At 66.7% G+C, this 13765-nt stretch carries 14 protein-coding genes; all 14 read left to right on the plus strand.

The features are described 5' to 3' along the window. Nucleotides 1-185: 185 nt before the first annotated feature. The 14 genes from sctV (at nucleotide 186) to R2669_RS02905 (ending at nucleotide 13696) form a co-directional block, all read left to right on the plus strand. Entirely contained in the window at nucleotides 186-2381 is a 2196-nt protein-coding gene (gene sctV, locus R2669_RS02840; protein WP_316898442.1) for a type III secretion system export apparatus subunit SctV, read from the plus strand. Next, nucleotides 2381-2659 (plus strand): EscS/YscS/HrcS family type III secretion system export apparatus protein, encoded by a 279-nt coding sequence (locus tag R2669_RS02845; RefSeq protein WP_316891561.1) that lies wholly within the window; start codon nucleotides 2381-2383, stop codon nucleotides 2657-2659. The genes sctV and R2669_RS02845 overlap by 1 nt, the downstream gene beginning before the upstream one ends. A 38-nt stretch (nucleotides 2660-2697) precedes the next feature. Next, entirely contained in the window at nucleotides 2698-4569 is a 1872-nt protein-coding gene (gene sctC / locus R2669_RS02850) for a type III secretion system outer membrane ring subunit SctC (protein WP_430708753.1), read from the plus strand. Further along, nucleotides 4544-5815: an FHA domain-containing protein gene (locus R2669_RS02855; protein WP_316898444.1), complete on the plus strand. Its 1272-nt coding sequence runs from the start codon at nucleotides 4544-4546 to the stop codon at nucleotides 5813-5815. The genes sctC and R2669_RS02855 overlap by 26 nt, the downstream gene beginning before the upstream one ends. A gap of 116 nt (nucleotides 5816-5931) precedes the next feature. Next, on the plus strand, nucleotides 5932-6144 hold the full coding sequence (locus R2669_RS02860; RefSeq protein WP_252694440.1) for a hypothetical protein: 213 nt from the start codon (nucleotides 5932-5934) through the stop codon (nucleotides 6142-6144). Nucleotides 6145-6242: 98 nt separating this feature from the next. Beyond that, nucleotides 6243-6668, plus strand: a complete 426-nt coding sequence (locus R2669_RS02865) for a hypothetical protein (protein WP_316898446.1) — start codon at nucleotides 6243-6245, stop codon at nucleotides 6666-6668. After that, nucleotides 6668-7486, plus strand: coding sequence for a type III secretion system inner membrane ring lipoprotein SctJ (gene sctJ, locus R2669_RS02870; protein ID WP_430708754.1), 819 nt, complete (start codon nucleotides 6668-6670; stop codon nucleotides 7484-7486). The genes R2669_RS02865 and sctJ overlap by 1 nt, the downstream gene beginning before the upstream one ends. Before the next feature lie 8 nt (nucleotides 7487-7494). After that, nucleotides 7495-8169, plus strand: coding sequence for a bcscK (locus tag R2669_RS02875; RefSeq protein WP_316898448.1), 675 nt, complete (start codon nucleotides 7495-7497; stop codon nucleotides 8167-8169). After that, nucleotides 8151-8765 carry a type III secretion system stator protein SctL gene (sctL, locus tag R2669_RS02880; protein ID WP_027679292.1) on the plus strand — a complete coding sequence of 205 codons (615 nt, stop codon included), beginning with the start codon at nucleotides 8151-8153 and terminating at the stop codon, nucleotides 8763-8765. The genes R2669_RS02875 and sctL overlap by 19 nt, the downstream gene beginning before the upstream one ends. After that, nucleotides 8762-10186 (plus strand): type III secretion system ATPase SctN, encoded by a 1425-nt coding sequence (sctN, locus tag R2669_RS02885; RefSeq protein ID WP_316898450.1) that lies wholly within the window; start codon nucleotides 8762-8764, stop codon nucleotides 10184-10186. The genes sctL and sctN overlap by 4 nt, the downstream gene beginning before the upstream one ends. Further along, nucleotides 10149-10661, plus strand: a complete 513-nt coding sequence (locus tag R2669_RS02890; RefSeq protein ID WP_316898452.1) for a hypothetical protein — start codon at nucleotides 10149-10151, stop codon at nucleotides 10659-10661. The genes sctN and R2669_RS02890 overlap by 38 nt, the downstream gene beginning before the upstream one ends. Next, on the plus strand, nucleotides 10658-11458 hold the full coding sequence (sctT, locus tag R2669_RS02895) for a type III secretion system export apparatus subunit SctT (RefSeq protein WP_147217336.1): 801 nt from the start codon (nucleotides 10658-10660) through the stop codon (nucleotides 11456-11458). The genes R2669_RS02890 and sctT overlap by 4 nt, the downstream gene beginning before the upstream one ends. Then, the gene (locus R2669_RS02900) at nucleotides 11455-12498 is read left to right on the plus strand and encodes an EscU/YscU/HrcU family type III secretion system export apparatus switch protein (protein ID WP_316898453.1); all 1044 of its coding nucleotides are present in this window, start codon (nucleotides 11455-11457) and stop codon (nucleotides 12496-12498) included. The genes sctT and R2669_RS02900 overlap by 4 nt, the downstream gene beginning before the upstream one ends. Nucleotides 12499-12793: 295 nt before the next feature. Further along, on the plus strand, nucleotides 12794-13696 hold the full coding sequence (locus R2669_RS02905) for a helix-turn-helix transcriptional regulator (RefSeq protein ID WP_316898455.1): 903 nt from the start codon (nucleotides 12794-12796) through the stop codon (nucleotides 13694-13696). Nucleotides 13697-13765 lie beyond the last annotated feature (69 nt).

Below are 13765 nucleotides of genomic sequence, written 5' to 3' on the forward strand. Positions count from 1 at the left end.
AACCGTCGCAAACCCGACCTGCTGCCGTTACGTGAGTTCGGACGCGGCGCCGCGAAGGGCCGCTCTTACACTGGGCTCGCCTTGCAGCACGCCCTGCACCGCATGTGCAGGACAGCGTTCTTCAAGGCGCTGCTGCCCCGTCGTGCCCTGCACGCCGCCAACAGATAAGGAAGGTTAGGAAGGCCATGCCGAGCATCCCCAACGCGCAGGAAGCCCTCGCCAAACTGCGGTCCGACCCAGGCCATGCTGCGTTTGCCAGCGGCCTGCTGCGCTATGACCTGCTCATCGCGCTGTTCATCGGGTCCGTGGTGGCGCTGTTCGTGCTGCCGCTGCCCACGGTCGTGCTCGACGGGCTCATCTCGCTCAACCTGGCGGCGAGCGTGATCCTGCTGACGATCTCGATCTACCTGCCCTCGGCGCTGGCGTTCTCTTCTTTTCCGTCGCTGCTGCTGTTTACGACGCTGTTCCGGCTGTCGCTGAACATCGCCTCGTGCAAGCTGATCCTGCTGCAGGCCAACGCCGGCCACGTGATCGACACGTTCGGCAAGCTGGTGGTGGGCGGCAACGTTGTGGTGGGCGGCGTGGTGTTCACCGTCATCGCGATCGTGCAGTTCGTGGTCATTGCCAAGGGCTCGGAACGTGTGGCGGAGGTGGGCGCGCGCTTCACGCTCGATGCCATGCCCGGCAAGCAGATGAGCATCGACGCCGACCTGCGCGCCGGCATCATCACGTCGGATCAGGCCAAGCACCGCCGCGAGCTGCTCGAACAGGAATCGCAATTGCACGGCGCCATGGACGGCGCGATGAAGTTCGTCAAGGGCGATGCCATTGCCGGCATCCTCATCGCCGTCATCAACATTCTGGCCGGCATTGCGGTGGGCGCGCTCATGCACGACATGTCGGTGGCCGATGCGCTGCACCGCTATGCCGTGCTCACCGTCGGCGACGGCATGGCCTCGCAGATTCCCTCGCTGATGGTGTCGATTGCGGCGGGGGTGGTCACCACGCGCGTGTCGTCGCGCGAGATGAACGACCGCCACCTCGGTCAGTTGATCGGTGCGCAGATCGCCGCACACCCGCGCGGCCTGCTAATGGGCGCCCTGGTGCTGTTTGCGTTTGTGTTGGTGCCGGGCATGCCGAAGTGGGCATTCCTGTCGCTGGCCTTGCTGGCAGGCGCAAGCGCGATCCACTTCCTGCGCGAGCGCCAGGCGCCGCCGATCCTGAATCTGCTGTCGGTCGGCGCCGAGGGCGTTGGTGCGCAGCCGGGCCGCCCCGAAGAAGTGTCTGCGGCGGCGGGCATTGCCGCGCCGGTGGCCGTGCGCCTTGCCGAGAACCTGCGCAAGGACATCAAGCTGGTGCCGCTGCAGAACGCGCTGGCACGCTCCAAGGCGGCCGTGGAAGACGACATCGGCCTGGTGTTTCCGCGCGTGCACCTGACCTACAGCGCGCAGACGCTTCCCAATCACTACCGCATCTACGTGCAGGACGTGTTTGCCTCAGAGGGCACGCTGCAGGTCGCGCATCGCCTCTGGACGGAGGCCGCGCCGCCCGCCGGCGTGGACGCAGAAAGCACCGCAGCGTTCGGTCCATTCACCCACGCGTGGTGGATGACGATGCCGGCATCGCAGGCCGATGAGACCGCCAAGGCTGCATGGGGCCAGGCACTCGAGCCCGAGCAGGTCGTGGCGCGGCACGTGGAGGCCGTGATCCGCCGCCATGCCGCGCAGATGGTCGGCATCCAGGAAGTGCAGAACATGCTGCAGCTCGTGCGCCGCGACCGCGCCGAGCTGGTCGGCGAACTGACGCGCCTCGTACCGCTGCAGCGCGTGACCGACGTCCTGCGCCGCCTGCTGGACGAAGGCATCCCCATCCGCAACCTGAACACGATCCTCGAAAGCCTCATCGCCCGCTCGCCGCACGAGCCTGACGACGTGACCATGCTGGTGGAACTGGTGCGCATGGACCTGCGCCGGCAGATCACCGATCACTTCTGCGGGCCCGACCGCTCGCTGAACGTCGTGCTGTTCGAGCAAAGCCTGCAGGAACGCATTGAAGATGCGGTGGTGCGCACCAAGCAGGGCAACCTGCTCGGGCTCTCGCGCGAGGTCCGCACCAACATTGCCGACCAGGTCCAGAACGTGACCGAAGCGGTGCGCCACGGCGAGGCAACGGCGGGCCAACCACGCACCGCCATCATGGTGGCGATGACGTGCCGCGCCTATGTGCGCCGCCTGATCGAAGCGACCCTGCCCGACCTGCCGGTCGTCTCCCTGCAGGAAATCGAAGCCGACGTGCAGCTGCACACCGTCGGCTGGGTGCGCAACCCGCCCGAGGATCGCCCCAAGGCCGACCCTGCGGCCGCCGCCGGAGCCACCGCATGATGAACGCCGCCACCGTGATCGAGATCACGCGCCACGCGCTCACGCTCGTGCTGGTGCTGTCGCTGCCGGTGATCCTGGTGGCCGGCATCTCGGCGTTGCTGATCGCTGTGCTGCAGGCCGTCACGCAAGTCCAGGACCAGAGCATCGGCCTCACGGTGCGGATGATCGCCGTGATGGTGACCGTGCTGCTCATGGCCGGATGGGCCGGCCAGGAACTGCTGCGCTATGCCGGCGGTGCATTGGAACTCGTTTTGACGGGCCGTCCCGGCCTGCTTTGAGCACGCAGTCTTCATCCACCTTTCTTGAGCACCTCTTCGTGAACCCGCACCGTCTCCTGTGCCTCGCCGCACTGCTGGCCTGCTGTACCGTCGACTTGTCCACCTCGGCTGCTGCGGCCGAGCTGCACTGGCGCAATCGCCCTTACCAGATCGTGGCCGAGAACAAGCGGCTGACGGACTTCCTGCGCGAGCTGGCCGCCGCGCAGGGCGTCACGGCCGTGGTCGACAGCAAGATTGACGCGACGATCAGCGGACGCTTCTCCGGCTCGCCCGCCAGCACGCTCAACACGGTGTGCGCCACCTACGGGCTCACCTGGTATTACGACGGCTCGTTCCTCTACATCGATCGCGCAGAAGAGGCACAGACGCAGGTCTTTCCCATCCCGAAAGGCAGCGCCGAGCAGGTCGGCCAGGTGCTGCAGTCGATGCAGATCACGGACAAACGTTTTCCGCTCCTGGTAAGCGACAAGGACAGCACGGTGTATGTGTCCGGCCCGCGCCGCTATGTCGAACTGGTCAAGCAATCCATCTCCAGCGTGGGCGATGGCGCGCATTCGGGCGAGCGCGCGGAGATTCGCGCCTTTCCGCTCAAATACGCATGGGCGACGGACTTCCAGGTCAACCGCTCGGGCCGCTCGGTGACCGTGCCTGGCATTGCCACCATCCTGCGGCGCCTCTACGGGCAAGGGTCGAGCACGTCGAGCACCAGCGCGGCGCCGCGCCTGGGCAGTGCCACGCGGCAGGTCAAGCTCGGCCAGGGCGCCATGCTCAGCATCCCGCGCATCGACACCAGCAATTACACGGAGCCCCCTGCCGATTCCGGCCCGCCGCTGCTGGCGTCGAACGGCCCGGGGCCGGACCTGCCGCGCATCGAACCAGACCCCGGCATCAACTCGGTAGTGATTCGCGACCTGCCCGAGCGGCTGGCGCAGTATCAGAAGGTGATCTCGTCGCTCGACATCCGCCCGCGCTTGGTGGAAATCAGCCTGACCATCATCGACATCAGCGCCGATTCGCTCGACAGCCTAGGCGTCGATTGGCGCCTGCACACCACGCACGGCGACTTCCAATCGGGCAACGGGCAGAACCCGCCGCTCACCTTCAGCGTGGGCAGCACCGAGCAGGGCTCGACCGGACCAAGCACGCCGAACGGCATTGCGCTGACCGCGTCCATTGGTGGCAGCCTGCGCAACTACCTGCTGGCGCGCATCAACGCCCTGACACAGAGCGGCAACGCCCAGACGCAGGCCAAACCGAAGGTGCTGGCGCTCGACAACACCGAGGCCATTCTGGAAAACCTCACGCAGTTCTACATCCCGGTCAGCGGCTTTCAGGATTCGTCGCTCTATACCGTGCAAGCCGGCACCAGCGTGAAGGTGACGCCGCTGGTGGTGGATGAAAACGGCAACAAGAGCGTGATGCTCAGCATCAGCATCGACGACGGCAACGTCACGCAAGACACCGTGCAGAACCTGCCCGTGATCCAGCAGCGCGCCATCGTCACGCAGGCCATGGTGGAGGAAGGCAAGAGCCTGCTGATTGCCGGCTTCAACGCCGACGAGCAGCGCTTCACCAAGAGCGGTGTGCCGCTGCTGTCGGACATCCCCATCCTCGGCAACCTGTTCAAGTACACGACCAAGTCTGGCAAGCACATGGAGCGCTTCTATCTGCTGACGCCGCGGCTGGCCACCACGCCGTTCGCGGAGGCAGATGTGCCTGCCTTCCCGCAGCCGATGGAAGGCCCGAATGCGCCCCGCCCGCTGCCGGTGCCGAGCAGCGATGCGCCAGCCGCCCCATCGGCGCCTCCGTCACCCACATCGCCGGCGGCAGATCAACCCGCCACGCAGGCGCCGCGCCCCGTCGCCACTCTGCTGAAGACGCCGTATGCAACCGACCGCCTCGCTGCCTAAATCGCCGTGGAGCCTGCGCTTCCTGAGCGGGCCGCTGTATGGGCGCTCGATGCCGCTCAAGCGCGGGCAGAACTGGGTCGGCTCATCGGCCGACTGCGATGTGATCCTGCCGGACCGCGCCGTAGCAGGCCGCCACTTGTGCCTGGAGGTGGGCGACATTGCCGTGGCCGTGCGCAATGTCGCCGACACGCCCGCCGGTGCGGAAGCCACGCCCGTGCAACTGGGCGGCGCGCCGCTGCCGCAAGGTGTACGGCGCACGCTGTCACCGAGCGATGCGGTGGACCTTGGGCCCATCCGCTTTGGTGTCGAGCGCATCGGCGGCACCGCAACAGCGGTGCAGGAACCGCCCGCCCCCGTGCGCGAACGCGGCGTGCGCTGGCTGATCGACATGGCGGGTGTGGGGCGCTTTCTGCGTGGCCGAGGCTCCCGCGCCGCGCCCGCACTGGTGGCGCTGTGGTGCGTGCTGGCCATGATCACGCTGCTGGCGGCGGTGCTGGCCATTCGCGGCGAGTTCCGCTTTCGCAGCGAATCCACCGCCGAGCGCATCGCGCAGATTCAACAGGCGCTGGGCAATCCACGTGAAATCGTAGTGGCCCCGATGAGCGATGGCACGTATCAAGCAAGTGGGTACGTCGAAACGCAGGCCGACCGCAAGACGATCGGCGAACGCGCCGCGCGTATCCCCAAGCTCACGCTGGGCGAGATCTATGTGGTGGGCGATCTGCTGGCCACCGCGCAGCAGTTCGTGAGCGATGGTCGGCTCAAAGTGGAATACGCCGGACACGGCCGCGTGGTCGTGTCCGGCGAGACAAACGATTACCGGGTGCGCGATCACCTGCGCGTATTTGCGCGGGACGCACGCCCCGCCATCGAGGTCGTGGACAACGTGCAGTACAAGGACGGCGGCCCTGTCGAGGTGGGCCAGAACGTGGACATCGCCAAGAACAGCATCGTGGGCGTGTATGCCGATGAAGACGGCATGCGCTTTGTCACCACGCGCGACGGGCAGCATTACTTCGAGGGGTCCCGCATGCCCGACGGCGACGTGATCCGGCAGATCTCCACCACGGGTGTGACGTTCGACCACGGCGGTACGGCGTTTGTGCGGCCGATCCAGGGTGGGGGTGTGGATTTGCAGGCGGCGAGCGCCCCGGCCGCGCCGGACGCTGCTGCCAGTGCGGTCAATACAGCCAGCGCGCCCGGGCTCGCATCCGCTTCAGCACCGGCAGCAGCACCCACGCAATGAGGCCAATCGCCCACACCTTTGAAACCCTTTGTGCGCTCGTGCCGGCCTGCCGGCATGGCGAGCAACCGTTGCCTCTTACGAGGCGCATTTCCCCCTAGACCGACCTGGAGAAAACCATGGCTTTCGATGTGAACATCGGCAACACCACCAACAACCCGGCGGCTTCGAGCCAGGACACCATCAACCAAATGCAGGAGAACAACAAGATCCAGATGCAGCTCGCCAAGGTGAGCAGCGACGGACAGTTGACCACCATGCTGTGCACCACGCAGGAGCACAACGCGGAAAACCTCAAGCAGCTGGCGTCCGAGGGCTCGCGTCCCCAGTAACACACAAAGGGAGGATGGCACTGCTGCGTCCTCCCTTTGTTTCGGGACATCCTCCCTTTCCCCGGGGGCCATCCCTTCCCTCGTCAGGAGAACACACCATGTCGACTGAAATCGCGGCCGCAGCGATCGCACCGAGCCTCAACGCCTCCGCCCCCACTGCGCAGGCCGCCGCACACACCGCGCCCCACCAGGCGGCCGACGTGCAGCAGTTCGACGCCATGATGGCCAACGCTGCCATGTCGAACGCTTCCACCCACGCCAGCGCGCCCGCATCTAGCTCCGGCGTGATGGTCGAGCTGCGGCGCTACGGCAAGGACGTGGCAAACCGCTATGCCGATCTGGAAGACAAGATCACGCAGGTGCATCGCGCCTCGCAAAGCGGCGACATCATGCAGATGAGCGCTGCGAATACCGAGGCCAGCCTGCTGATCGCATCCACCACCGCCGACCTGCAGATGAACTACGGCCTCGCCAACGCCGCCAACGGCACCCTGAAATCGCTGCTGCACAACTCCAGTCAATGATGATGGCAATCCCTACCGGCTCGGCCCGCTGGCTGCGCTTTGGGCTGGCATGCGCCGCCGCCCTTCTCCTCTGCAGCTGCGACAAGGAGCTCGTCTCCAACCTCGGCGAGCCGCAGGCCAACGAAGTGCTGTCCGCCCTGAGCAACGCCGGCATCGGCGCGCGCAAGGAAGCCGTGGACGAGCACGGCTGGCAGGTGCTGGTCGACGACTCCGACATGGGGCAGGCGCTGGACGTGCTGCGTGCACAAGGCCTGCCGCGCGAACCGCTGGCACGCCTGGGCGAGATCTTCCGCAAGCAGGGTCTGGTCGCGACCCCGGCAGAGGAGCGCGTGCGCTATCTCTACGGCATGTCGGAAGAGCTTTCGCGCACGCTGCAGGCCATGGATGGTGTGGTCACCGCACGTGTGCACGTGGTGATTCCCGAGAACGATCCGCTGTCCGACAAGGTGCGGCCTTCCTCCGCGGCGGTCTACATCAAGTACCGCGACGGCGTGAACCTGCGCGCCATGACGCCGATGGTCAAAGACCTCGTCGCGCACAGCATCGAGGGGCTGAATTACGACAACGTCTCGCTCGTGCTGCAAGGTACCGATCTGGGCGCCAACGAACGCCGCTCGCGCGCAGCCACGTCGCCGTATCTGCTGATCAATGCGCGCAATCCGCTCGTCTGGCTGGTGGGCGTGCTGATCGTGCTGGGCGTGTTGGCGGCGCTGGCCACGGCATTGCGCCGCGGCTGGGAGCCCCGCTGGCCCGGGGCGCGTGGCCTGGGCGGACGTCGTGCGGGGCAGTTTGCCAATGACGGCGACCAGGCCGGCTGACCACAACAATGACCACCGCCGGCATGCTCACGCCCGACAGCGCCCGCCTGGCGCGTCTGCTGTGCGCGTGGAACCTGCACTTTGACCGGGCGCTGCACCCCAGCTGGCTGCCCGCCGAATGGCCGGCGCGCTTTCGCAACTGGGATCGCTTCGGCCCGCAGGGCCGGCGCGTGCTGATGCAGGAATTGCGCCGGCACGAGCCCGCGCTGGATGGCTTCATCGCCGATGTGGATTCGCGCGAGGCACGGCTGTGCCTGCTGCCGCGTCAGGCGCTGGCGCAACTGTCCACCGCCTGCGGCATCGTCCTGCACCGCGCTTGGATTGAAGACATGGCAGGCAAGCGCCTGACGCGCGTGCTTCACCTGGCGCTGGGCAGGCCGCTGATGGAGTCGGCCCTGCAGCATGCGGCCGCCTTCGATGCGGTGGCGGAAAGCCTGTCGCCGTATGCCAACACACCGCGACAGGTGATCGATGTCTTGCAGGAGCGCGGCGCCCGCCTGCTGATCGACCTGACGATGCGTGCGGCACCCGAGCACGGCCAGCGCCTGGCACTGACGTTCGCGCGCGCAGCGTTCGAGCGCGCGCCTTACACGCTGAACGCGCAACAGTGGCAGCAGGTGGCCGACCTCGTTTTCCTTTGCTTCATTCCTGAACAGCTACCGGCATGGGACTGGCTTTTCTGATCAGCAGCGAACACCTGCAAATCCTCAGTGAGCGCAAGGTGCTCAAGGAGCGCGAATACACCGCGCTGCTCGACGCCGAGGCGCTGCTTGGCGCCGCGCAGGCCGACCGCAAACGCCACGAAACCGAAGCCAAGCGGCAATACGCCGAACAGCGCCAGCTCGGCTATGACGATGGTTTCCAGGCTGGGCGTACCGAGGCCGCGCAATCCACCTACGCGACCGTGCTGCAGGCAGCGGCCATGCTGCAGGCCACACGCGGCAAGATGGCCGAACTGGTGGTACGCGCCGTCTCCGAAATCGTGGCCGACGCCGACCCGCGCGCCATCATGCTGAGCGCCGCCAAGCGCATCGCCCAGTATCTGCAGGACGAGACGTATCTCCACATCCGCGTGCATCCCGGGCGTGTGCACATGATGCAAGAGGTGCTTGCGGCGCTGCCAGGCGACCATCTGGAGCGACGCACCATTCGCGTGACGGGCGACCCCGCGCTGCGCTACGGCGACTGCTCCGTGCAGACCCCGTCGGGCACCATCGATGCGGGTGTCGACAGCCAGCTCGCCGCGCTGCGTAAGGCGCTGACCGGAGACGGCCAATGACCTCGCCTGATCCGCAGAGCGCGCTGCCCGACTGGAGCCGCGCATGGGGTGACGCCTTGGGTGGAGTATTTGATGCCCAAGCGCTGGAGGCCGAACTCTCGCAGGCACTTGATCGCTTTGCACCGATCCAGACGCAAGGCCGCGTCACGCGCGCCGTCGGGCTGCTGCTCAGCGCCTCCGGCCTGCAAGCGCGGCTGGGCGAAATTTGCCAACTGCGCACGCCCGGCACGCCGGACACGCTGGCCGAGGTGGTGGGCTTTTCGCGCTCGGGCACCTTGCTCACACCGCTGGGCGAAACCAGCGGCCTCTCGGCTGCCACCGCCGTCATCCCCACGGGGCGCGATCACAGTTTCCCGGTCGGCCCGGCGCTGCTCGGCCGCGTGCTCGACGGTTTCGGCCAGCCGCTGGACCGCGCGGGGCCCGTCGCGGCCGTGACGCGTGCCAGCGCGTACGGTACGCCACCCAACCCGCTCGATCGTCAGCTGGTGGACAAGCCGCTCGCCACGGGCGTACGCGCCATCGACGCGCTGCTCACCGTGGGCGTGGGGCAGCGCGTGGGCATCCTGGCGCCTGCCGGTGTGGGCAAAAGTACGCTGCTCGGCATGATCGCGCGCGGCGCCAGTGCCGATGTGAACGTGGTCGCCCTGATTGGCGAACGCGGACGCGAGGTGCGCGAGTTCATCGAGCACCATCTGCCCAAACAGGCGCGCGCGCGCACGGTGCTGGTGGTGTCCACCTCCGACCGCCCCGCCATGGAGCGCGTCAAGTCTGCATTTGTCGCCACCGCCATCGCCGAGTACTTCCGCGACCAGGGGCAAAGCGTGCTGCTGCTCATGGATTCGCTCACGCGTTTTGCCCGTGCGCAACGCGAGGTCGGCCTTGCCAGCGGCGAGCCCCCCGCGCGGCGCAGCTTTCCGCCATCGACGTTTGCCATGCTGCCGCGCTTGCTGGAGCGCGCAGGCCCCGGCGCCAAGGGTTCCATCACGGCGTTTTACACCGTGCTGGTGGAAGGCGAGGAAGAGTCCGATCCGATTGCCGAGGAAGTGCGCTCCATCGTGGACGGCCACATCGTGCTCACGCGCAAGCTGGCCACCGAGGGGCAATATCCGCCGATCGACCTGCTGACGAGCATCAGCCGCGTTATGCCCAACGTGGTCGATAGCGAGCATATGGAGACTGCCGGCCAGCTTAGACGCTGGCTCGCGCGCTATCAGGAAATCGAATTGCTGCTGCAGATTGGCGAGTACAAGGCCGGCAGCGATCCGGACGTCGACCGCGCCGTTGCCGCCCGCGATGCGATGCGCAAGTTCTTCGCCCAGCGCACCGACGAGCGCGTGCGCTTTGAAGACGTGCTGGCCGAAGCCCGCCAATTGGTAGAACGCTATGGACACGACACTGGCCACCCTGCGCCGCGTGCGTGACATCCGCCGCCGCAAGGCACTGGCGCGCACGCTTCAGGCCGCACACGTTGTGCGCGATGCGGAAGCGACCGTCAATGCGTCGCTGCAATCGATCCGCACGCAGACCGACTTCCGCCAGCAGCGCGCAAGGCTGCTCGATGCGGCGCCCCAGGGCGAGGCGTTGACGGTGGACACGCTGGCAATCGCGCATTACGAGCAAGCCCGGCTGCGGCATATCGTGGCCAATGTGCAGACGACGCTGCGGGAACAGCGCCAATCGCTGCAAAGCGGCCAGACACAGTTGCTGGAAGCGCGCACCGCCTTCGGCCGCGCAGAAGCCGCACGCAGCCGCATCCAGCACCTGGCCGAGCGCGCCAGCGCCCGGAGCGCCGCCCGCGCCGAGCTGCGCGCCGAAGACCAGCTCGACGACCACAACGCCCTGGCTTACGCACGCGCGCTCAGCCTTGCCGATGCCGAGGAGCCGCCCGCGACATGACCCCGTCCTTCAGTGGCTGGATGGAAACGGGACACAGCGTCACGCTGGTGCTGCCGCGCCTGTTGCCGATGTTCTTCGTGCTGCCCGTGTTTGGCGAACGCATGCTCACGGGCCTGGTGCGCAACGGCCTGATTGCCGTGGTGGCGATGTTCATTTCGCCGCTGGTGCCGCTGAGCGTGCTGGGCGAGCAGACACCAGTCATCTGGATGCTGCTGTTGATCAAGGAAGCGGCGCTTGGCCTGCTGCTTGCCATGGGCGCGTCGGCCATGCTGTGGGCCGTGCAGAACGTTGGTTACCTGATCGACTTCCAGACCGGCACGGGTAACGCCACGTTCTTCGATCCGCTCTCCGGGCAGGAGAGCGGCCCGACCGCCAGCTTCCTGGGCTTTCTCGCCATCACACTGTTCCTGACGGGTGGCGGCTTGCACGTGGTGCTGGGTGCGCTGTTCGAGTCGTACCGCGTGTGGCCGGTGCAGGCGCTGCTGCCCGATGTGCATGTGGCGCTGGATCAGTTCGCCATCCGAGAAGCCGACTCGATCATGACGTGGACGATCAAGCTGGCCGCGCCCATCGTGCTGCTGTTGCTCGTGGTGGAGATCGGCCTGAGCGCGATCAGTCGGTCGGTGCCCCAGTTGAACATCTTCATGTTCTCGCAGCCGATCAAGAGCGGTCTGGCGATGCTGATGATGGTGCTGTTCCTGCAGTTCCTGTATGACGCCCTGCGCCAGTTCATCGACACCGACAGCGGCATGCGCGGCCTGTTGCAGCTGCTCGGCTTTCCGGCGGCCGGGCCATGAGCGACAAGCCGCATCAGCCCACACGCAAGCGCCTGGAAGACCGCCGCAAACGCGGCGAAGTCGTGCGCAGCCAGGAAGTGGTGTCCGCGCTCGTCTTCACATGCATGGTGGGCGCGCTGTCGCTCACGCCCGCCTTGTGGATGGACAGCATCCGCGCCGGCCTCGCCGCCCTCGGCCGCGTGCTGGCAGCGCCGGAGCCCGCCAAGCTCATCGGCCCGCTGGTGGCCGATCTGGCCATCCATGCCGCAGGCCTTGCCGTCGGCATCATCGCGCTCAGCGGGGTGATCGCCGCCTTGACCGCGTTCGCGCAGGTTGGCGCGCTGATGAGCCCGGCCAAGATCACGCCCGACCTTTCGCGGCTCAACCCGGCCAATGGCCTGACGCGCATGTTTTCGATGCGCAATCTGGCGGGGCTCGGGCTGATGGTGCTGAAGGTGCTGTGTCTGCTTGGCATCCTCTTTGTGGTGGGTGCCGGCGCCATCGATGCGCTGCTCTCGGCCGGCCGGCAGTCGCCTGCGCAGATCCTGCACGTGGGCGCACACGTGGTGCTGGTGCTGCTGTCTTGCGTGGCCATCATGCTGCTGGTCCTGGCCGCGGCCGATTACATGGTGGTGCGCGCGCAATACATGAAGGAAGCGCGCATGACGACCGAAGAAATCCGCCGCGAATACCGCGAGAACGAAGGCGACCCGCACCTGCGCGCCCGGCGCCGGCAGCTTGCCCGCGAGGCGCAGTGGAGCGCCCTGCCCGACCGCATCCGGCTGGCCGTGGTGGTCGTGTACTCGCCGCAATACGCCGTTGCGCTGTGGTACGGCGGCCAGGGCACCCTGCCGGTAGTCGTGGCACGCGGCGAAGGCGAGATGGCCGAGCGCATCCGCAAACTGGCCGAAGCGCAGCTCATTCAAACGCACGGCAACCCGGGGCTTGCAAGCAAGCTCTACGAGCAGGTTCAGCTCGATGCCGCGATTGACCGCACGCTCTTCCGCGAGGTGGCCGAGACGCTGCGCTGGGCCACCGGCGCAAGCCAGACCAGCGCCTGATCTGCGGCACCTTTCCTTTGACTGAGCACATCGGACCGAAGCGGTCCGTTCTGTGTCCAAAGCGGACGTGGACGGCACATGGGCTGCCACGCTTCAATGTACGCATTGTCGTCGCCGCCCCGTCAAAACGCGCACCAGAACTGCGTTTTCCCGGACTGGGCGGTCGGTCAAAAGACCATGGCAGTGCGCAGCAGCATCGGTTGTCGGGACCCGCGCATCGCACATCAGGAACGGCAGCCCGCAAGGGCATCGGTTGGGGGATTGTTTGCACAATCAGAACATCCCGGAGCCACGCATGGACCTCTTGCATACGCAAGACCTGGACCGCACGTCCACCCTCCGGTTCGATTCCGCCCTGCCGGATTTCGAACTGGCCGCTGAACAACCGCCCATCCAGTCGCACGTGCGGTTCTTTACCGAAGAAGAGCTGACCGTCTGGCGCCCCGACGAAGCACCGCGTGGCACCGTCAACCTTCTGGTGGAGCTGCTTTCCTGCACAACCGCTGCTGAACGCAAGATGCTCGTGCGCCATCTGCTGTTCGACATGGGCTTCGATTCGATGGTCTATGCCACCGCGCGCGCCATCAACGCGCGCTCCACGGCCCGCACCTGCCTGGTGAGCTACACCGACGAAGAGTGGGCCCGCCGCTACTTTGAAGAACGCTTCTTCGAAGTGGACCCGCGCCGTGAATGGGTGACCCGCAGCGGCATGCCCATGATCTGGGAAGCCGACGACCTGCGTCGCGCCGCCCACGCCGAGCAGGATGCCGAACGCAAGCGCGCGTTCATCGAGATGTCGCTGGAATCCGGCGTCAGCAGCGGCGTGTTCATCGCCCTGCCCGGCGCACAGCACGGCACGCGTGCCGTGATCAGCCTCACGTCGAGCGTGCCGGGCCGGCGCTGGATGTCGGATGCGGTCACGGGCCGCGCGCTGGTGCTGGCGCTCGGCATCCACCAGTTCATCTCCGACTACACGAGCATGTCGCGCATGCTGCTCGGCATGGGCAGGAGCATTTCGCAAACGCAGAAGCGTGTGCTGGAATGCCTGGCCAGGGGCATGCGCGACAAGGAGATCGCCAGCCAGCTCGACATTCCCGTGCACAACGTCGACTACCACCTGCGACGCCTGCGGGGCGTGTTCGGCGTGCGCAACCGCGTGCAGCTGATCGAAGCCGCGCTTGAGCAACTGGCGTTCTAGCAGGGTCCGTTCAATCGCGCGCTCAAGTGGGCACGCAAGCGGCGCGGCACGCATATGGCACCGTATTCC

It is taken from the genome of Ralstonia edaphi, from assembly GCF_958350185.1.
GTDB classification, from domain to species: Bacteria; Pseudomonadota; Gammaproteobacteria; order Burkholderiales; family Burkholderiaceae; genus Ralstonia; species Ralstonia edaphi.

Bases quoted from the DNA above. Each gene is read 5' to 3' on its own strand.
- sctT (WP_147217336.1), top strand. From the start codon at position 10,658: ATGACCCCGTCCTTCAGTGGCTGGATGGAAACGGGACACAGCGTCACG.
- R2669_RS02855 (WP_316898444.1), top strand. From the start codon at position 4,544: ATGCAACCGACCGCCTCGCTGCCTAAATCGCCGTGGAGCCTGCGCTTC.
- R2669_RS02875 (WP_316898448.1), top strand. From the start codon at position 7,495: ATGACCACCGCCGGCATGCTCACGCCCGACAGCGCCCGCCTGGCGCGT.
- sctJ (WP_430708754.1), top strand. From the start codon at position 6,668: ATGATGGCAATCCCTACCGGCTCGGCCCGCTGGCTGCGCTTTGGGCTG.
- R2669_RS02865 (WP_316898446.1), top strand. From the start codon at position 6,243: ATGTCGACTGAAATCGCGGCCGCAGCGATCGCACCGAGCCTCAACGCC.
- sctV (WP_316898442.1), top strand. From the start codon at position 186: ATGCCGAGCATCCCCAACGCGCAGGAAGCCCTCGCCAAACTGCGGTCC.
- R2669_RS02890 (WP_316898452.1), top strand. From the start codon at position 10,149: ATGGACACGACACTGGCCACCCTGCGCCGCGTGCGTGACATCCGCCGC.
- R2669_RS02845 (WP_316891561.1), top strand. From the start codon at position 2,381: ATGAACGCCGCCACCGTGATCGAGATCACGCGCCACGCGCTCACGCTC.
- R2669_RS02860 (WP_252694440.1), top strand. From the start codon at position 5,932: ATGGCTTTCGATGTGAACATCGGCAACACCACCAACAACCCGGCGGCT.
- R2669_RS02900 (WP_316898453.1), top strand. From the start codon at position 11,455: ATGAGCGACAAGCCGCATCAGCCCACACGCAAGCGCCTGGAAGACCGC.
- sctN (WP_316898450.1), top strand. From the start codon at position 8,762: ATGACCTCGCCTGATCCGCAGAGCGCGCTGCCCGACTGGAGCCGCGCA.
- R2669_RS02905 (WP_316898455.1), top strand. From the start codon at position 12,794: ATGGACCTCTTGCATACGCAAGACCTGGACCGCACGTCCACCCTCCGG.
- sctL (WP_027679292.1), top strand. From the start codon at position 8,151: ATGGGACTGGCTTTTCTGATCAGCAGCGAACACCTGCAAATCCTCAGT.